This window comes from Bifidobacterium catenulatum DSM 16992 = JCM 1194 = LMG 11043 (genome assembly GCF_001025195.1).
GTDB lineage: Bacteria > Actinomycetota > Actinomycetes > Actinomycetales > Bifidobacteriaceae > Bifidobacterium > Bifidobacterium catenulatum.
On sequence record NZ_AP012325.1, the window covers coordinates 1,172,446 to 1,191,086 of the forward strand.

Annotated in this window: 16 protein-coding genes, 1 tRNA gene and 1 pseudogene; 8 read left to right on the forward strand and 10 right to left on the reverse strand. The window is 55.1% G+C overall.

Features of this window, described 5'->3' with window-relative positions; all coding sequences use genetic code 11:
- The first annotated feature begins 235 nt into the window (after positions 1-235).
- A tRNA-Gln gene (locus BBCT_RS05085) sits at positions 236-306 on the forward strand.
- 178 nt (positions 307-484) lie between these two features.
- Here the strand turns inward: BBCT_RS05085 and BBCT_RS05090 are convergent.
- The 5 genes from BBCT_RS05090 to glyA all read right to left on the reverse strand — a co-directional run bounded on the left by BBCT_RS05090 (position 485) and on the right by glyA (position 5,701).
- Positions 485-1,507 carry a ribose-phosphate diphosphokinase gene (locus tag BBCT_RS05090; RefSeq protein ID WP_033501057.1) on the reverse strand — a complete coding sequence of 341 codons (1,023 nt, stop codon included), beginning with the start codon at positions 1,505-1,507 and terminating at the stop codon, positions 485-487.
- Positions 1,508-1,597: 90 nt separating this feature from the next.
- A complete protein-coding gene (gene nadD, locus BBCT_RS05095; RefSeq protein WP_167335215.1) occupies positions 1,598-2,326 on the reverse strand; it encodes a nicotinate-nucleotide adenylyltransferase in 729 nt (242 codons plus the stop codon).
- 14 nt (positions 2,327-2,340) lie between these two features.
- Positions 2,341-2,892, reverse strand: coding sequence for a hypothetical protein (locus tag BBCT_RS05100; protein ID WP_033513076.1), 552 nt, complete (start codon positions 2,890-2,892; stop codon positions 2,341-2,343).
- Positions 2,893-2,927: 35 nt separating this feature from the next.
- Positions 2,928-4,241: a glutamate-5-semialdehyde dehydrogenase gene (locus BBCT_RS05105; protein ID WP_003834700.1), complete on the reverse strand. Its 1,314-nt coding sequence runs from the start codon at positions 4,239-4,241 to the stop codon at positions 2,928-2,930.
- A 152-nt stretch (positions 4,242-4,393) separates the two neighbouring features.
- Positions 4,394-5,701, reverse strand: a complete 1,308-nt coding sequence (glyA, locus tag BBCT_RS05110; RefSeq protein ID WP_033513063.1) for a serine hydroxymethyltransferase — start codon at positions 5,699-5,701, stop codon at positions 4,394-4,396.
- Between the two features lie 261 nt (positions 5,702-5,962).
- Between glyA and thrC the strand changes: the two genes are divergently transcribed.
- Positions 5,963-7,450: a threonine synthase gene (thrC, locus tag BBCT_RS05115; RefSeq protein ID WP_003834694.1), complete on the forward strand. Its 1,488-nt coding sequence runs from the start codon at positions 5,963-5,965 to the stop codon at positions 7,448-7,450.
- A 108-nt stretch (positions 7,451-7,558) separates the two neighbouring features.
- Positions 7,559-8,863 carry an MFS transporter gene (locus BBCT_RS05120; protein WP_231858042.1) on the forward strand — a complete coding sequence of 435 codons (1,305 nt, stop codon included), beginning with the start codon at positions 7,559-7,561 and terminating at the stop codon, positions 8,861-8,863.
- A 199-nt stretch (positions 8,864-9,062) separates the two neighbouring features.
- Here the strand turns inward: BBCT_RS05120 and BBCT_RS05125 are convergent, their stop codons facing one another.
- From BBCT_RS05125 to BBCT_RS05135, 3 genes are all read right to left on the reverse strand, one after another.
- The gene (locus BBCT_RS05125; protein ID WP_081450278.1) at positions 9,063-9,338 is read right to left on the reverse strand and encodes an HAD family hydrolase; all 276 of its coding nucleotides are present in this window, start codon (positions 9,336-9,338) and stop codon (positions 9,063-9,065) included.
- 198 nt (positions 9,339-9,536) lie between these two features.
- Positions 9,537-10,421: a Fic family protein gene (locus BBCT_RS05130; protein ID WP_003834689.1), complete on the reverse strand. Its 885-nt coding sequence runs from the start codon at positions 10,419-10,421 to the stop codon at positions 9,537-9,539.
- A 55-nt stretch (positions 10,422-10,476) separates the two neighbouring features.
- Complete coding sequence (locus BBCT_RS05135) at positions 10,477-11,175, reverse strand: hypothetical protein (RefSeq protein ID WP_003834687.1); 699 nt, start codon at positions 11,173-11,175, stop codon at positions 10,477-10,479.
- Positions 11,176-11,408: 233 nt separating this feature from the next.
- On the opposite strand from BBCT_RS05135, the gene BBCT_RS05140 reads away from it, so the two are divergent.
- Entirely contained in the window at positions 11,409-12,293 is an 885-nt protein-coding gene (locus BBCT_RS05140) for an SDR family NAD(P)-dependent oxidoreductase (protein ID WP_021899007.1), read from the forward strand.
- Between the two features lie 146 nt (positions 12,294-12,439).
- Positions 12,440-12,743 (forward strand): annotated as a pseudogene (locus BBCT_RS05145) (redoxin domain-containing protein); the annotation flags it as partial.
- A gap of 114 nt (positions 12,744-12,857) precedes the next feature.
- Here the strand turns inward: BBCT_RS05145 and BBCT_RS05150 are convergent.
- Positions 12,858-15,296, reverse strand: coding sequence for a hypothetical protein (locus BBCT_RS05150; protein ID WP_003834681.1), 2,439 nt, complete (start codon positions 15,294-15,296; stop codon positions 12,858-12,860).
- 267 nt (positions 15,297-15,563) lie between these two features.
- Entirely contained in the window at positions 15,564-15,827 is a 264-nt protein-coding gene (locus BBCT_RS09155) for a hypothetical protein (protein WP_003834678.1), read from the reverse strand.
- 474 nt (positions 15,828-16,301) lie between these two features.
- Between BBCT_RS09155 and bcp the strand changes: the two genes are divergently transcribed.
- The 3 genes from bcp (at position 16,302) to BBCT_RS09635 (ending at position 18,395) form a co-directional block, all read left to right on the forward strand.
- Entirely contained in the window at positions 16,302-16,835 is a 534-nt protein-coding gene (gene bcp, locus BBCT_RS05160; protein WP_003834674.1) for a thioredoxin-dependent thiol peroxidase, read from the forward strand.
- Positions 16,836-17,165: 330 nt separating this feature from the next.
- The gene (locus BBCT_RS05165) at positions 17,166-17,720 is read left to right on the forward strand and encodes a pyridoxamine 5'-phosphate oxidase family protein (protein ID WP_033513083.1); all 555 of its coding nucleotides are present in this window, start codon (positions 17,166-17,168) and stop codon (positions 17,718-17,720) included.
- Positions 17,721-18,263: 543 nt separating this feature from the next.
- Positions 18,264-18,395 carry a hypothetical protein gene (locus tag BBCT_RS09635; RefSeq protein ID WP_003834664.1) on the forward strand — a complete coding sequence of 44 codons (132 nt, stop codon included), beginning with the start codon at positions 18,264-18,266 and terminating at the stop codon, positions 18,393-18,395.
- Positions 18,396-18,641: the final 246 nt, after the last annotated feature.

Here is an 18,641-nt window from a genome sequence, read left to right on the forward strand (position 1 = left end):
GATATTGATTGCTTTTGTTTGCATATGTTCGTATTATGGCATTTTCACGCCATATAACGTCAGTTCTCGGCAAAAAAACTTTTTTAAAAATTGTCTCTATGCCGTTCGCAGCAGAGCCATCCCGCATCGGGATTCTCCAAAAGTTCGTAACGATGCCGCGCGACACCCCGTGGTATGCGGCGTCCGAAGAATATGGCATAATGAACACTTGGCAGAAAACATATGTTTCTGCCGTTCCCCCATGGTGTAATGGCAGCACACGGGTCTTTGGAACCCTTTGTCTTGGTTCGAGTCCAGGTGGGGGAGCCTGCTAGGATAAAAGCTCCTGCAGAATCAGTCTGCAGGAGCTTTTATTCTATCCGAAAACGCAGCAGTAGAAAGTTCAGCGGCACTCCGAGAAGAAATATTCGTAATACAAAAAATTTGCGAGGTGCTCTCTCCATATGGAGAGAGCACCTCGCAAATGCACCTATCCACACCTATGTCAGGCGAACAGGAAACCCTGGCCGTGGTGTTCCGGATAAGTGTCAAACAGTTCAGCCACGGAGCCGTCTTCGAACACAGCGCGGATGGCGCTGGCCAGAAGCGGCGCGATTGATAGCACGGTCAAACCGTCCCAACGCTTCTCTTCAGGAATCGGCACGGTGTCGGTGAGCACGACCTCTCGGACGCCACTGTTCTTCAAACGTTCGACAGCTGGACCAGACAGCACGCCATGCGTGGCGACAACGGTCACCGACTTGGCGCCGGCGTTCTTGAGCACGCTGCAGGCGCCTGCGATGGTTCCAGCGGTATCGATCAGATCGTCGACAAGCACGCAGTCCTTGCCTTCGACGTCGCCCACGACTCGGTTGGCGACTGCCTGATTCGGACGGGTGATGTCGCGCGTCTTGTGCACGAAGGCGAGCGGGCCGCCGCCAAGACGCTGCGCCCACTGTTCCGCAACGCGAATGCGGCCTGCATCCGGGGATACGACGGCTACGTTGTCAAGTTGGTTGGCGAAACGATCACGAATGTAGTCAACAAGCACCGGCATAGCGATGAGATGGTCGACCGGACCGTCGAAGAAGCCCTGGGACTGTGCCGCATGCAGGTCGACGCTCATAATACGGTCGGCGCCCGCAGTCTTCAGCAGGTCGAACATCAGGCGGCACGAAATAGGTTCGCGGCCGCGATGCTTCTTGTCTTGGCGGGAATAGCCCAGCAGTGGACAGACCGCCGTGATGGAACGTGCGGAGGCACGCTTGAGCGCATCAATCATGATGAGCTGCTCCATGATCGACTGATTGATCGGAGCTGCGTGACTTTGCAGTACGAACACGTCCGCGCCACGCACGGATTCGGTGTAGCGCACGTACATCTCGCCGTTGGCGAAGTCGTATGCTGTGGTTTCCAGAACGTCGATGCCGAGTTGTTCGGCGACTTCCGCCGCCAGTTTCGGATGTGTTCTGCCTGTGACAAGGATAAGGTTTTTATCCGGCTTTCCTTCAAGGATTGCGCTCACCATGTCTCCAAACGTCTGTTTTCGCGTCAAGTGGACGTGACCCATATTAACCATCCGCGCAGACCGTCTCATCAGCGCGTGTTCACCTGAAATTTACCGGTACAGTCCGTGCTTGCCAATATATTGCACCACGCCGTCCGGTACGAGATACCAAACAGGTTCCCCGTGTTCCGCGCGTCGACGTACATCGGTCGAAGAAATCGCCAGCGCCGGTATTTCCAACGTATCGACCTTGCCTTCCGGCAGTTTCGCCCCTTCTGGCGATGAGTATCCGGGGCGGGTCACGGCCACGAAGTGGGCCAGATCCCACATTTTGTCGGCGTCTTTCCATTGCATGATTTCCGCGACCGCGTCGGCTCCGGTGATGAAGAAGAGTTCCGCGTCGGGATATTGCGCACGGATGTCTCGCAACGTATCGATGGTGTAGGTGACTCCCGGACGGTCGATGTCCACGCGTGATACGGTGAATTTCGGATTGGATGCGGTGGCGATGACCGTCATGAGATAGCGGTCTTCCGCGTTGGTGACGTTCTTGTCGAGTTTGAATACGGGACGTCCTGTCGGTACGAAAATCACTTCGTCAAGGTCATACACCCATGACACTTCTGACGCCGCCACCAAGTGGCCGTTGTGGATGGGATCGAACGTACCGCCCATGATGCCGATGCGAAGCCTGCTATGCCAGTTGCCGCGCGCTGAACGTCGGCCCGTGGCCACCGCGAAACCTGCTGATTCCACGGAAAGGCCGGACATGCGCCGTTCCGGTTCCACCACATAGCTGATGGCAAGTTCGGAATCGGCTTCAGCGGATTCGGGCCGCATGCGTTTCGGTCCGGTCATGAGGCATCCTCGTTTTTTTGTTCCTGATCGGCATCCGCGGTTTCACGTCCGATGCTGTCAGCCGTGGGCGAAGCGTTGTCAGGATCGATCTTGCCCATATCCTCATCCCACTCGTCCTGCACAACACGCCTGATTTCAGCGAAGGTCGGCAACAGGAAGTCCGGCTGGTAGGCACGCCGTACCTCGGCCACACGTTCGGTGACACGAATCAGCGTATCTGTCATGCCATCGATATCCTGTTCGCGTTCCATAGCGCTGAATTTGGCGATGTACTGTTCCATGAGACGCATCTGCTCGTCGACGTTCCTGAGTTTCTCCTCGTTGAGTTCCACCACGTCGTCGGCGTCAGTTTCCGGCCAGCCAATCAGTACCGCGTCGGCATATTCGAGCGACGCACGCTGTGCCGCCGAGGCGATGCCGTCCTCGATTTGCACAAGGAACACGTATCGCACGATGCTTAATCGTTCGGAGGCGAGCTTCAATCCCAGATATGGGTTATTGAGATCCGCATTCCATGGATTCTTGACGTCGGTCATTGTTCCCTCCATCTGGCTGTCGTTTTCGTTGGTATCGTTTCGTTCGCTCATGCTCGTACCTGCCCCGTTCCGTAACCGATCCACTTGGTCGTGGTCATTTCGCGTAGTCCCATGGGGCCGCGCGCGTGCATTTTCTGCGTGGAGATGCCGAGTTCGGCGCCGAAACCGAATACTCCACCGTCTGTGAAGCGTGTGGATGCGTTGACCATCACCACCGCCGAGTCGATACGTGAGGTGAATTCCTCGATGGCCGAATAGTCTTCGGCAATGATGGATTCCGTATGTCCGGTGGAATGACGGTTGATATGTTCGATGGCTTCGTTGAGTGAGTCGACCACTTTGACGCCGATTTTCAATGCCAAATATTCGGTATCCCAGTCTTCGTCAGTGGCATGCATCAGTTTCACTCCGTCGATACCGGCTTTATCGATGATTTCGTAAGCGCGCTCGTCGGCATGCATTTCAACATTGGCTGCAGCGAGTGCGGCTGCGGCCTGCGGAAGGAACGTTTCGACAATACCCTGATGCACGAGGAGTTTTTCAGTGGCGTTGCAGACGCCGACACGTTGCGTTTTTGCATTGAGGATGATGGGGATGGCTTTGTTTTGGTCGCCGGTTTGGTCGACGTAGATGTGTACGTTGCCAGCTCCGGTTTCAATGACCGGCACTTTGGAGTTTTGCACGACGGTTTGAATAAGGCCCGCTCCCCCTCGTGGAATGAGCAGGTCGATGTGACCTTGGGCTTGCATCATGGCGGTGGCACCCTGGCGTCCGTATTCGTCGACGGATGCGATGAGTGCGGGGTCATATCCGTATTCGCGTAGCACGTCGGCGATGATGCCGAGTATGGCTGCGTTGGTACGTTCGGCCGCGTGTCCGCCTCTGAGGAGCACCGCATTGCCGGATTTGATGCAGAGCGATGCGACGTCGACGGTGACGTTGGGGCGCGCTTCGTAGATCATGCCAAGCACTCCGATGGGCACGCGAGTCTGTTCGAGTCGTAGACCGTTGTCGAGATGGTATCCACGTACGATTTCGCCGATCGGATCCGGCAGTGTGGCTACGTGGCGTACGCCTTGTGCGGCTGCGGCGACGCGGGACACGTCAAATTTGAGTCGGTCGAGTTTGCCTGCATCCATACCATGTTCAGCAGATTCCTGCATGTCGATGGCGTTGGCTGCGGCGATTTCTCCGGCACGCGCGTCGAGTGCGTCCGCGATGACATTAAGAAGCTCGTTTTTACGTTGCGTGTTGGTTTGGGCGAGTTGCGCTTGCGCGATTCGTGCGGCGTCGGCTTTGGCGCACACTTCGTTGAGCACGTCGGTTTCCATGGCGTTGGCTTGGGTTTGTAGGTTCGTCATAATTTCCTAGATTAGCGCGAAAACGCGCCTTGTTCCGCAGCTTCGACCATTATTTCGTCGTAGCGTCGGGAGCAGGGCGCGATTTCACATGTCACGTGGCCTCAGAGATTCATATCCGGAACCGTTCTCGATCAACCATTATTCGCATGGAATCAGTGAATCTGGTCGAGGCCCGGATACAGCGGGAAGTCTTCAGCGAGCTTGTCGACGCGAGCCTTGAGGGCTTCCACGTCAGCATCCTTGCCTGCCGCAAGTGCGGTGCCGATGATGTCGGCGACCTCTTCGTACTCCTTGCTACCGAAGCCGCGGGTGGCGAGTGCACTGGTGCCGATGCGCAGGCCAGAGGCCACGCTTGCCGGGCGCGGGTCGAACGGGACGGTGTTGCGGTTGATGGTGATGCCACATTGTGCGAGTAGGTCTTCGCCCTGCTGGCCGTCCATTTCGCTGTTGCGCAGATCGACCATGACGAGGTGGACATCGGTGCCACCGGTGAGGACGCTGATGCCGTTGTTCTTGACATCGTCGGCCATGAGGCGCTCGGCAAGGATCTTGGCGCCGTCGAGGGTACGCTGCATGCGGTCCTTGAATTCCGAGGAGGCTGCAACCTTGAATGCGACGGCCTTACCTGCGATGACGTGCATGAGAGGACCACCCTGCTGCCCCGGGAAGACTGCGGAGTTGAGCTTCTTGGCATAATCCTGCTTTGCAAGAATGAAACCAGAGCGCGGGCCTCCGAGGGTCTTGTGAGCAGTGGAAGACACGACATCGGCGTATGGTACCGGACTCGGATGCAGTCCTGCGGCAACGAGACCCGCGAAGTGTGCCATGTCAACCCAGAACTTGGCTCCGACTTCGTCGGCGATCTCCTTCATGGCCTTGAAGTCTTCGATACGCGGGTAGGCGCTCCAGCCGCCGATGATCATGGCAGGGTGGGTTTCGAGCGCGCGCTGGCGGATGATTTCAGGGTCAATGCGGAAGGTTTCGGGGTTGACTCCGTAGGCTTCGGCATGGTAGAAGCGTCCAGAGAAGTTGATCTTCATACCGTGGGTCAGGTGTCCGCCATGGTCGAGTGCGAGGCCGAGCACGGTGTCGCCCGGCTTGACGAGCGCCTGGTAGACGGCTGCATTGGCCTGTGCGCCGGAGTGGGGCTGCACGTTGACGTATTCGGCCCCGAACAGGCTCTTGGCGCGTTCGCGGGCGATGGTTTCGATCTTGTCGACCTGCTCGCAGCCGCCATAGTAGCGGCGTCCCGGATAGCCTTCGGCATACTTGTTAGTCAGCACGGAGCCTTGCGCCTGAAGCACTGCACGCGGCACGAAGTTTTCGGAGGCGATCATTTCCAAGCCGTTTTGCTGTCGGGACAGTTCGGCGTTAAGCACTTCGGCGATTTCGGGGTCCGCTTCGGCAATGGGTGCGTTGAATATGTCGTTCGGGGTTTGCGCGAGGGGCGACGCGGTCATTGAGCTCTCCTTGGCTTGGAGGATAAAACGTTGCCCGTACGAGCATGCGGGCTTAACGATGAAGTGTACGTGCATAAATCATACGGGGGAATAGGGCGTTTCGAAACATGGAAGTAATCACGAAACAAGAAGGAAACAATCGCCGATTTGCAAATTGCATGTCATCCCATTCCACGGACGCCAAGCATGTTTCTTCCCGCCCGTAACGCTACACTCAATACTGTTTGACGTTATTGTCCGTTCTATTGCTAAGGAAATCCAGTGACCACGTTCCACAGCACCCGCAGCACCACCGATTCGCTCACCTCCAAGCAGGCCATCCGCAAAGGCATCGCCGACGATGGAGGCCTGTTCGTAACCGACTCACTGGGCGAAACCCACGTGGACATCGCATCCCTCGCAGGCAAGTCCTACCAGCAGATCGCATTCGACGTGCTGAGCGTGTTGCTGCCCGACTTCACCGAAACCGAACTCAAAGCATGCATCAGCGAGGCATACGGCGTGCAATGGTCCGACGAAAAGATCACCCCGGTCAAGCCGCTCGGCGATGACTACGTGATGGAACTATTCAACGGACCGACCTCCGCATTCAAAGACATCGCATTGCAGATCCTGCCGCGTTTCATGGCACGCACCACCCCGACCGGCGGCGACGACAACGAGAAAATCATGATCGTGACCGCCACTTCCGGAGATACCGGCAAGGCAGCGCTCGCTGGTTTCGCGGATGCCGAGGGCACGGGCATCACCGTGTTCTATCCGGAAGGCAAGGTCAGCCAGGTACAGGAACTGCAGATGAGCACACAGGCCGGTTCGAATGTAAACGTGTGCGCAGTCAAGGGCAATTTCGATGACGCACAGTCCGCAGTCAAGCGAATTTTCGGTGACCGCGAGCTTGCCGACCGCTTGGCGTCCGGCTCACATGTGGTACTGTCTTCCGCAAATTCGATTAATGTGGGGCGTCTAGTGCCGCAGGTCGTCTACTATTTCTCCGCTTACGCGCAGCTGCTCGAACAGCAGGTCATCAATGTTGGCGATGAGGTCGAGTTCGTGGTACCGACCGGTAATTTCGGTGATATTCTTGCCGGATATTATGCGAAGTTGCTGGGCCTGCCGGTCAAGCATCTGGTTGTTGCGTCCGATAAGAACAATGTGCTGTTCGATTTCCTGACTTCCGGCACGTATAACCGTCAGCGCCCGTTCTATCAGACGATTTCCCCGTCGATGGATATTCTCATTTCCTCGAACCTGGAGCGCATGCTGTATTACATGTCCGACAAGGACACTCGTCTGATTGCCATGCTGATGAACGATCTGAACCAATGGGGCGCCTATGAGGTTCCCGAACCAATGCTGGCCAAGATCCGTTCCCTATTCGGCACTGGCTGGGCCGATGAGGATCAGGTGCGTGAGATGATCGCGGATTGTTGGAACAAGAACCATTACGTGATCGACCCGCACACTGCGTGCGGCTATTACGTGATGCAGCAGATGCCTCGCGATCCGCTGACGCCGCGCGTGCTGTTGAGCACCGCCAGCCCATACAAGTTCCCGCGTGTGGTCAACGAATCCTTGGGATTGGACTCTTCCGGCACGGATTTCGAATGCATGGACGTGCTTGCCGAGGCGACCGGTACCACTGCCCCAGCCGCATTGCGTGGATTGGAAACCGCCAATGTGCGTTTCGACCATGTCGTTGATATCGACGGTATGGAAGACTTCGTCGAGCAGGCCGCCAAAACCCTGTAAACGAAGCGCGCCTTCGAACCGTTAGTTCGTCACCGCCGGCCGTCCGCAATGCGCGGGCGGTCGTTTTCGTCAAGGATGCTACAGTTGCATGCTCGGAGGCGAACTAGCATGGCATCACCAACGACATCCGCATCTGAATCAATGCAGCAGAAACAATCGACACAACAATCGAACAAGCCAAAGCAGCCACAACATAAGCATGATCGTCTCATCACACGTGATATGGCGTTGGTCATGCTCGCGACCTTCTGCTTCATGTCGAGCAACATGCTTGCCAATCCGATCGTCGCCGGATATGCGGAATCGTTGGGCGCGTCCGGCATGCTGATGGGTGTGGTGGCCGGATCGATGAGTTTCATCTCATTGTTCTGCCGCCCTATCGCAGGCAATCTTTCCGACAGAACCAGCAAGCGTACGCTTGTGGCGGCTGGCACGGTACTCTATTTCGCCGCAGGCCTGCTGTACTATTTCGCGGACTCCCCCATCATGCTCATCATGGCGCGTGTGATCAACGGTGTCGGTTTCGCATGCTGTTCGGTCTGCTTGGCCACGTGGATGTCGCTTCTGCTGCCGATTCGCCATATGGGTGCCGGCATGGGATTATACGGCACGATGAACGCGCTTGCCATGGCGGTCGGCCCGGCATTCGGTATTCGCGCGCAAAAGTACATCGGCTATCGGCTAACGTTTTTGAGTTCGCTGGTATTGGCGGCGATCATGTTGATCGCCACGTTGATGGTGAAGAATGGCGGACAGCCGGTACGCAAAAAGCAGACTTCCATAACGGAGAATCCTTCCACTACCGTAGACATTGACGGTTCTGCTGGCACAACCAAAAAACATCGTTTTTCGATCCGTTCGATTTTAGAACCACGCGTGGTGCCGTTGTCGTTGACGTTCATGATGTTCGCCATAGCGTATTTCGCGAATCAATCGTTCATAATGAACTATATCGAGGCACGTCATCTGCCGGTGTCGGCCGACCTGTTTTTCATGTTCTATGCGGTCGCGTTATTGGTGTTGAGGCTAGGGTTGCGTGACCTGTTTGATAGTAAGGGCTTCCGTTTTTGGCTTACGGTCTGCTCGTTGGGCATGCTGGCGATGCTCGCGTGCATGACGTTCCTGTTCAACGATTGGATGCTGTTGTTGTCCGCGATCTTCACTGCCATCGGCTACGGCTTGATGAGTTCAGTCACGCAGGCGCAGGCCGTAGTGATTGCCGGTCGCGAGCGCAGTGGTATTGCGAATAGTACGTATTATGCGGGTATTGATTTGGGTATGTCGGTTGGTCCGTTTGTGGGTGGTTTGGTGTATGGGCGTTTGTCTGCTGTGTGGTTTTATCCGGTGTTGATGTTGACGATGCCTGTTGCTTGGTTGATTTATTTGTTGTGTGTGAGGCGTGTTTCGCGGTAGTTGTTGGCATCGTGTGCGAGGTTTCTGCCGTAAACCATTCCAAGCGCGTGTCGTTCTAACTGTTTTTGCGGTCGGTCGTATTTTCCATATACGGCAATATGACCGACCGACGCCCATCCTGGCTCGTGCAAGGCGTCCATGCCGAAGGGGAGATGTCAAGATCGGCCCTTGCCGCCGTATTCCGTTCCAGCCTTTCCGGCTATTTGACTTGGTGGATTTTGTTGCCTTTGACCATGTAGGCACGTCGGGCCATGTCGATCATGGGCTGGTCGAATCGGCTGTCTGTGTAGAATTCGTCCACTCGAACGTTGTCTCCGTAGAGTTCGCGGAATCGTTTGGGCTTGTATTTGATGGCATAGCGCAGTACCGGGGCGATGTACCGCAATACCTTCGGATTGTATTTGACCGAAAACAGGTACAGGTCGAACAGGCTTTCTCCGTCATAGATGGTTCCATCGAAGTCGAATACACGCATGTATGCAGCTCTCACTTCCTCGTATGCGCGCATTCAACACGCGCCATTGCACCTCATGCTAAAGTCCGAAGGCTGATTCCTTCTTACACCAAGGTGAACGGCCGGCGACCGCAATGTGCACAAATTGCACATCTCAATGCACATTCGGTTCATGTCACGTTTGGAAGGAGGAACCACCACCACAACACAGTCGGACCGCTATTCGCCCCATAGGAGCCGTTCGCGCTGCTGATACTCCTCATCGAACAACGGCTGGGCCTTCGTGTCGATGAGCTTGGCGAATTCCAGATCCTCATCTCGTTCCACCCGATGCTCAGCCATATTCCATTGGTCATGATACGTGTAACGCAATGCCTCGGCATCCGTTTTCAGAACATGCGACCGGTAAAGGTCCCGTTCGAATAGAAGCGTATCAACCAGCCATCCTGGCTCGTCCGGAAACTTGCTGATGCCATTGACGTACTCCGCACGATACGCGTCATGGACAAGGACAGGCAACGCATCGATACGCAAAAGCTCCTTGAACATGATAAGCCGTCCGATTCGACCGTTGCCGTCCGAAAATGGGTGAATCTTCTCAAACGTCCAATGGACACGGGCGATCTGATACGGTTCATCCTCAAGTTTCGTGCACATATCAAACAGCCTGTCCATAAATTCGGGAACATCCTGCGGCAGCGCAGTCCTTGTCGGAGTGACAGGATTGCCAATAAAGTTCGGCCGAGTCTTGTAGCCGCCCACGTTGAAAAGCGAGTCGGAGACCTGTCTGGTGCCCTGCTTGAGAATGGCATGCAGATGACAGACCATATCCCGGTCCACCGGCTCATCAGCATGGTCGAGAATCCAACGGAACGCAGCGAAATGATTACGGGTTTCCAACGCATCGTCAGGATTGACCTGTTCGCTGCCATCCGTGGTATAGGTACCGGTGGCAAATAGCTGCGCGGTCTGTTTGGCAGTAAGGGTGGAACCTTCCATATGATTGGAATTCCATGCGAACTGGATTTGTGTAGTCGTGTAAATGCCGTCACCATATCGAGTATCACGCTCTCGGATAAGACGCTCCACGATACGTTCCGCCATAACCCCATCCTTCCTTCATTCCGCTCGACTATCCTCCCATGGTAATTCATTTAGGCTAGAAACCGTGGTGGATGTCGTATATCCTGCAGGTTGGTTCCATGTCGAACGTGACCGTGTCGAACTGTTCGGGATGGTGCACGAACGTATCGATCAGTTTCCATTGGCGACGGCTGATGCCGATACGATAGTCCGGACGGACCATAAGCACCGGCGCTTTCGGCTGGAGTTCCTCCAAGAGCTGCGCGCGCTGTTCGAAGCATTCATCATCGTCGATCCATACGATCGGCGCGGGTTCATTCTCTTCGCATTCGATGCGTACGCGTCGTTGGATGGTCTGCCATTTGCCTGTCTCACGTCCCCATTTGGTGACAGGATCGTACCAGGTGATGACATCGACCAGCATGGGATCCCAGCCGAGCATCGGGTCGAGAATCTGACTGCAGTATGGCTGCCAGGTGGACAGCCACCACAATTCCACAATGCCGTCAACTGCCAACGCGTACATGGCGTCGGACAGTTCGCTGGACCAGTGGATGCGCCATGAGCCTACGGGCGTGTGGGCTTTTTCGTTGCCGTCCAAGTGGAACGCTTTTTCAGGATTGTACATTTTCGCGTAGGGACTGTCGGGCTTCGCCCAGGTCATAACTTTGTTCACGCCGCCCCTGCGCAAAAGCTTGTCATCCGGAAAAGCGTTGAGCACCCCATCGAAATCCGTGAACACCACAGGCTTGGAAAACATTTTCAAATCCGTCATCACCACTCCCCTTTCAATTTATATTGACCTTACGGTTTTCTCACTACGTTTTACCTGACAAATACTGACAGCACCGCCATCGTTTTATTTGCTACACTCGGATTAGTTCGGCACGGACGTCGAACGACCGCAGGCACGAATATAGGCAACCGCAAACGTGGTCCATAGATGCGCCAAACATGATGCGCGGACGCATCCAAAAAAGCGGTCACCATCACGCAAAGGAGCGAAACATGGCAGACGAATCATCGAAGATTCCAGAGAAAACCGTCGAACAAATCTTCGACGAACGTTATCCCCTCGACAAATGGGAGGATTCAAACTACTCGATACTCGACAAATTCTCAATGCGCGGCCGCAAAGGCTTCGTCACCGGAGCCGCAGGCGGTCTAGGACGCAACGCGGCGGCCGCGCTCGCCCAAGCCGGAGCAGACGTCGCACTAGTCGACCTGCCCAGCCAAGAAGACAAGCTCACCGAACTGGCGAAAGACATGAGCGAACGTTTCGGCACCAACGTCATCGCGCTCACCTGCGACGTCACCAATGTCGAACAAGTAGCCGAACTCAAAACACAATTGGTGGAACAGCTGGGCACCGTCGACTTCGCGTTCCTCAACGCCGGAGTCAACGTACCGGGCGACGATCAAGACGCCACCGAAGAAGTATGGACGCGCACCATCAACATCAACCTCAACGGCACCTACCGTACCGGCCGCATCGCGCATGAAATCATGCGCGAACACGGTCATGGCGGCTCACTGATCTTCACAGCCTCCCTGTCCGGACACAACGCGAACTACATGATGGGAAGTCCGACGCCGGTGAACGCGTATGGCGCCACCAAAGCGGCCATCATGGAACACTCACGTTACCTTGCCGCAGCGCTCGCCAAAGATGGCATCCGTTCCAACACCATCTCCCCCGGATACGTGTGGTCTGGAATTTTCAATGGCCGTATCGACATGCCTGGCCACGACGCCATGCTCGAGGTCGTGCCGATGCATCGTTTCGGCACGAATGACGAGATTGCCAGCACGGTGCTCTTCCTCGCCAGCGACGCGTCCTCGTACGTTACTGGCACTGACATTCGCGTAGACGGCGGCTACAGCGTCTTCTAACCTCTAACGACCATCTAACGCGTTGAGGCCGGCCATGGCTCACAGCCCTCCGACCGACCTCAACAGACGTCTATTCGCGCTTTATATCGGCACGAAGTCCAAAAACCGTAAGAAGCAATCACGCCGGCATCAATTCGCCAGTAGCCCGACAGCATTTGACGTTTCCGTTGTTGTCGGATGCCGATCTGACTGTGCATCGTTTGTATGGCGCGTATGGTGAGAAGAAGTTGTATGGCAAGGTTTATGAGGGTGTGATTCGTTCGACTTTCGTGATCGATGGTGATGGAGTGATTCGTGTGGCCCGGCACAACGTGCGCGAAAGGCCATGTTGATTCTTTGCTGCGTGCGCTCGATAAGCTTGATGGTTCCGTTTTTCTAGCTTGGAATGCGATGCGGTCTTTTGAATCAGTTTTTCCATATGAAAGGTGCAAGCTAATTTACACGCATTAATTAGGCGTCTCGCAGGAGAAGTCCTTGCAGAGGAAAGAGCGCGACGACCCCAGCCACCAACAAGCGAATCGCCTTCTTCCGGCACGTCGGCTTGCTCCATTATTCCGCCATCACTCACTGGCTTTCGATTTGCGGAGCTACCCTCCATGTGGAACTCTTTTCACTCTCCCTATCAATACCCGCGATCTTTTTGAGTTGTTTCTCGCAGGCCTTCATGTATTTCACACTGTTCTTCATGTTCTTCATGCTGCCTTCAATCCCTTTCACAGCCTCATTACGGTCCCGCTTGGCTTGACGTCCTGAACCGAGGGAGATCCCGCCTTCTTTCTTCACGAGACTCTCAAGCTGCGACATGAACCCCAGTTGCGCTTCAGCCATCCATATCTGTTGACGTATGTACTGGCATATCTCGGTAACTCTCTGTTTTCCCTGCTCATCATTGAGCAGCACGTTCCGGCAGAACACCGTCAATTTCGCGCACGTATTGAGTACGTATGCGTCCTGATTCGACACTATCCACGTGCCTAGTGTGGTGGCGCCTCCACCGGCGGCAGCACCCACCAGTGCGCCGCCACCGGCAATGATGGCCGTACCTCCTGCCACGCCGAGGCCTCCAGCCGCAAGGGATCCGCCCCCAACCGCGGCCAGACTCGCACTCGTCAACGCGGCTCCGGACAAGCCTGCCACCGTCGATCCCGCCAATACCGGAGCGATGGTCGGAGCCAACACAAATGCGGCTCCCCCTGTCGCTGTGATTAGGCACACACTGCCGACAGCACCCACCAGTATTGTCTCATTCACGCCTTTCAGCCGTTTCTCCTGCCCGGCTATCGCCTTCGCGTATTTTCTGCAACTTCCTTTTTCGAATCCCGGTAATCTATCGCATACCTCATCCAACGTCTCTGAATCGAACTTCAGTTTCTTGCCAGTCTTATTTCCGGAACCCTCAGACATAAACTGATACGGCACGAACTGCGAAGCTTCCAACGCCACCAGCTCCTGCCATCCCACTGCCGAATATGTCTGGATTCTCTGCGCCTCTTCCCTGAGCTCTTCAAAGGAAAATAGCGTGAATTCGGCACTGACGTCTCTCTCCCAATCTTGGAGCCATTGCTCTTTGCCTGCCCGCAAAGACTTTTTCTTCGTCTGCTCTATATCGGCAAGAAGCGCCTGATACTCGATGGAGACCAACATGTTCGTCTTCGCCAAATCCATTTCGAAGAATCGCATAACCGAGGAATCATCACCATACCCATTGCCTCGATTCTCAAACCCGGAATATGGGATCGATTGCGCCTTTTTGCGCGCGTTGGAACTCACCTGATAATCCGTACGCACAGCAAACGCAAACCGAGCGATCCCGACAAAGTTCACGTGCAGAAAGAAATCCTTAACCGCCAACGCTCCTATCTTCGATTTACCTCCCACGAGCGCGCGGATAACCCCGTCAGCAACGTCAAACAGCGAAAACACTCCCGTCGCAATGGTGACCATCCTTGCAGCGACTGCAGACCCATTCGGCAGCAGCGTATCAATCCCAAACCGCATCAGCGACTCACGGTCCAACATCCCCTTCGAACACATTTCATACAGTTTTTGCGCCGTATAGCATACGCATACCAAACATTCGTTGATTATCACAGGCACGGACTGCCTTGCCAGCTCACGTCCCACACCCAGTTCCGCCCTGAGATCGAAGCGCAGATAAATCCGTTCGCCACCTTCACCAACATCCTTCAGCAGTGTTCCATTAAACAATTTCGACAGCATCTTACGGAACGACCTCTCATCCGCCATCGCGTCTTTGAATAACGGCAATGCCGACAACTCCTTCACCAAGGACAACACCGGCCCAGGAGTACCAGTCCCCTTCCCTACTGACCCGCTCGACCCCGCCATATCGCTCACCATATGGAAGAACCACCCCACCACGCCAAGCATGAGCTTCTCTTCCAGATTCCCACCAATCAGCTCATCCCGTTCCACAGGCACGGCCAGGAATTCCCCATGCCGGTCCGTCCCATACACCTTCCCCGTGAACTGCGTCAGGATGGAGAAAGCAAGACCTCCCAAGCTCATGTGATGCGAAAAATCCCGCAAATGATGCTGGTATCCGCCGCCGAACTCCTGAGTGGCCTTGTCACCGACGAACGGATGCATCTTCTCAAGGAACCTAATCGCCGATTTCAGATCGTCACCCTTGTATTCCGAATCCATCCTCGCTACAGCAATCACGAACGCATCAATCTGACCGCTTCCCCATTCTCTTGCACGATCAAGGTCAAATCGTCCGACCCACAACGAGTCGATGGCACCCGCGATTACTCCACACCACGATGCCAGCCGATAATAGTTGGCCTGTTTTCCGTCAGATGCTTCCTCGCATTCGACATTGATGACGGTTACCTCGTCATCGACTCGTGTTGCGTTCCCTTTTTCTTCTCCACCCGCACAATCGATAAGTTGACCCGGTGCCAAGGCCTCCAGAGTGCAGTCGATTCGGACCTCTTCGTTGAGCTTTCCCTCCCACTCCGACAGCTCCATAGCGCTCATGAGACCCTCCTCGCCTTTAAGGAATCACCTTTGTCTTTCAAGTTTATTCTCAAAAACAGACAATGAACGGAGCGCAGTTCAGAACATGTTTAGACGCCATGTTTTCGTTTCCCTTCATTAGCCCCATTCGCGATATTCCGGGGGGACGCCAATCCAAAAACCTTCAAACCATAATCGGCATCCAACAGGCGCACGCCATATAAAAGTCGGGCACGACGATCGACACGTCGTGTCCGACTCTTGCTTCGTGTGCTTCTGTTGATTAGTTCAGTGGGTCGGACTGTTTTGCATAACGCTGAGGGTGTTCCATCCCGCGTCCGTGACGCGCAGGACCGACTCGTAGGCCTTGTACTTGCGGTCGTAGATGGCAGTCTGGTCGATTCTGGGTTCGAATCTTTTGCCCAGCTTCGACATGTGGTCGAACGCTTCTTGGAAATCCTTGTACAAGCCGGTTCCCACGGCGGAGCACATCGCGTCGCCAAGGCCGCCGAGCTCGTTTACTGCGACGTTTTCGACAGGGATGCCCAGCACGTCGGCAAAGACAAAACATCATCACCTCGATGTGCATTGCCCTCATCTCACTTATGCATGGCAGATTCACGGACTTGTCCGGAGGCTTCTCGCTTATATATGGCAGGCCAGTCTGCCGAAACAGTAGGTAGGGGGTATGAAAAGCTTCATTTTTGAGGAACAGGCTGCCATATATAAGCGAAATACCTCCCGTCGCATCCCGAAATCTGCCATACATAGGCGAGATACAGCCTGCTTTGCTCAGCACAAGGCCGACAGATCCAGAAAATGCGCACGATGACACGTTTCAAACCATACTTCGCGCAGGATCTTTTTCCGATTTGTTCCCTTGACAGGTCTGACACCTACTGCTTGGGCAGTTCGCGGCGGCGCGCAACGAGTCAACGAACTGTGCACACGCAAAGGCGGGTATGATGACGTTTATTCTCACTTGGTATCGGCACTTGAAATCCGAAGAACAGTAAGGAGATAATCATGTCCGACATCAATCCGTCAGTAGCCTCGGCAGCACAGAACCCTCCTGCATCCGCACGACTCGAAGCAGGACTAACGGCCCCGGACTTTACACTTCCCAGCGACAACGGCGGTAGCGTCACGCTCTCCGCATTGCGCGGCCAAAATATCATCCTATACTTCTACCCTGCCGCGATGACTCCCGGCTGCACCACCGAGGCCTGCGACTTCCGCGACAACCTCGCACGCCTAAGCTCCCGCGGATTCACAGTGCTCGGCGTTTCGAAGGATCCGATGGACAAGCTTATCCGATTCCGCGAGCGCGACCATTTGACGTTCCCTCTGTTGTCGGATGCTGATTTGACCGTGCATCGTTTGTATGGTGCGTACGGTGAGAAGAAATTGTATGGCAAGGTTTACGAGGGTGTGATTCGTTCGACTTTTGTGATTGATGGTGATGGGGTGATTCGTGTTGCCCGATACAACGTGCGTGCGAAGGGTCATGTTGATTCTTTGCTGCGTGCGCTTGACAAGCTCGATGGTTCTGTTTTCTAGTCTGGAGTGCATTGTTGCTTTTAGATCAGTTTTTCATGCGAATGACATAAGCAGCGTCAGTAGCGGTTAGATGCCGAATTCCTGATAGCGGTCGTGCAGTGTGCCGATGTCTTCAAACATGGGCTCTTCAGCGAGCCTTTCGAGAGTCTCGTAACTGCGCGGAGCACGGCCTCGTAAAAGAAGAGAAAAAGCGCGATGAGACTCAGACCTTCGACAATAAATCATCGTCTTCCGACATGTCAGCCCACGGCTCGCGTGTACGGTTTGCTTGATCGTGTTGGCGATGCGTTGGCTGAGGAGCGTGAACGTTTGGAATTGAAGGCGATTGAAATGACGCGGCGCAATAATGAGCAGACGGTTGCGGGAAGGCATCGCATGATGAGGCGCGCCGACCGTGAGGTGGCCGATCCGCAGCAGGTCGAGGCGATTATCGCAACATGCAAGATCGTGAGTCTTGCGTACACCGATGCGGAGGGCATCACCATCGTGCCGTTGAATTTCGGATACGTGTTCGACACGGAATCCAATCATCTCACCTTGTATTTCCATGGTTCTGCGACCGGACGTAAGATGGACGCTGTCAAGGCCGCGGGCAACGCGCTTCCTGTAGCATTCGAAATGGCGACTGACTGCGAGGTGGTCGAGGGGCGCACGCTGTGCAATTGGGGCGAGGCGTTCAAGTCGATCGTTGGCAATGGTACCGCGTCCATCATCGACAATCTTGACGAGGCGCGCCAGGGGCTCGCACTGCTGATGAAGCAGCAGGCCGGCATGGAACATGTGGAGTTCACCGATCAGCAGGTACGCGCCGTCACCGTATGGAAGGTGGAAGCGGACTACCTCACCGCCAAAGTGCGCGAAAAGCCCCAGCCGCATATGCACTGAAACCCCGAGGCGGTGGTGCTATCATCCCCGGCAAAAGGGCTAACCTGGTAATGGTAAATCCCAACCATCAGTTTGTTGTCGATGCGAATGCGTTGTTGGGACGCAATCCCATTAGTGCGTTCGACGGCGCCAAACTAGATGGCGTGATTTCCCGCACGATCATTGGCGGCAGACCGTAGATTTCGACATGCCCGGCAATCCGGCGAATTTGATCAGTCGCCCATGATTGTTCATGGATGGTCGCGCCGCAAACGACGTGTTGAACGACGGCATCGCCATAGCACGAGAATGTCACCATAATCCCGATACAGATGGCCCGCATGTGGTCACCGGTCCGATTGCCGTACCGAAAGCCACCCAGGTGATCTGCCGGCAATCACTCCGACCACGTTGGCGCCGCGCTTCCCTACGGTGTGATCTCCACCCGCCACGCGCGTGGAGTGCTGGCAGGATCCGAGGATTTCGACATTCACGGTCTGATTGATCTCGCCAAAGAACTCTATAAGGGAATGGAATAACAGATGGTTTCCTCAACAAACAATCATGCAGCAAGATAGCAACACCACCCAGGCGACGGATCGCACCAAAAGGGACGCTCTCTCCTTCGGCGCGAAGCAAATCGCAATCATGACTGAAGTGGGACTCATCGCCGGTTCCCTACATTGCCTACGTTGACGACCATGCCGTTGGCGCGGCTGATCTACCCGTGTTTCCGCCGTATCATCCATCCGACTCGCGCATAACCGTCCATACGGGAATCCGCGAACGCAAGTAAATGTCGCTTCCGTCAATCGCCGACCGCAAGAGGCGTTCATGGAGCGGCGGATTTCCTTATATTCCAACAGAACCCGTACTGTTATGCGACATGCAATAACAGTACGGGTTTTCTGTGTTACTGTTATATATAACAGCTAAACAGTT

Excerpts from the sequence above, each read along its gene's own strand:
- bcp (WP_003834674.1), top strand. The coding sequence starts at position 16,302 with ATGTCCGACATCAATCCGTCAGTAGCCTCGGCAGCACAGAACCCTCCT.
- BBCT_RS05150 (WP_003834681.1), bottom strand. The coding sequence starts at position 15,296 with ATGAGCGCTATGGAGCTGTCGGAGTGGGAGGGAAAGCTCAACGAAGAG.
- BBCT_RS09635 (WP_003834664.1), top strand. The coding sequence starts at position 18,264 with ATGCAGCAAGATAGCAACACCACCCAGGCGACGGATCGCACCAAAAGG.
- BBCT_RS05125 (WP_081450278.1), bottom strand. The coding sequence starts at position 9,338 with ATGCGTGTATTCGACTTCGATGGAACCATCTATGACGGAGAAAGCCTG.
- nadD (WP_167335215.1), bottom strand. The coding sequence starts at position 2,326 with ATGCGGCCCGAATCCGCTGAAGCCGATTCCGAACTTGCCATCAGCTAT.
- BBCT_RS05140 (WP_021899007.1), top strand. The coding sequence starts at position 11,409 with ATGGCAGACGAATCATCGAAGATTCCAGAGAAAACCGTCGAACAAATC.
- glyA (WP_033513063.1), bottom strand. The coding sequence starts at position 5,701 with ATGACCGCGTCGCCCCTCGCGCAAACCCCGAACGACATATTCAACGCA.
- BBCT_RS05100 (WP_033513076.1), bottom strand. The coding sequence starts at position 2,892 with ATGGAGGGAACAATGACCGACGTCAAGAATCCATGGAATGCGGATCTC.
- BBCT_RS05130 (WP_003834689.1), bottom strand. The coding sequence starts at position 10,421 with ATGGCGGAACGTATCGTGGAGCGTCTTATCCGAGAGCGTGATACTCGA.
- BBCT_RS05120 (WP_231858042.1), top strand. The coding sequence starts at position 7,559 with ATGGCATCACCAACGACATCCGCATCTGAATCAATGCAGCAGAAACAA.
- BBCT_RS05165 (WP_033513083.1), top strand. The coding sequence starts at position 17,166 with ATGACGCGGCGCAATAATGAGCAGACGGTTGCGGGAAGGCATCGCATG.
- BBCT_RS05090 (WP_033501057.1), bottom strand. The coding sequence starts at position 1,507 with ATGGTGAGCGCAATCCTTGAAGGAAAGCCGGATAAAAACCTTATCCTT.
- BBCT_RS05105 (WP_003834700.1), bottom strand. The coding sequence starts at position 4,241 with ATGACGAACCTACAAACCCAAGCCAACGCCATGGAAACCGACGTGCTC.
- BBCT_RS05135 (WP_003834687.1), bottom strand. The coding sequence starts at position 11,175 with ATGACGGATTTGAAAATGTTTTCCAAGCCTGTGGTGTTCACGGATTTC.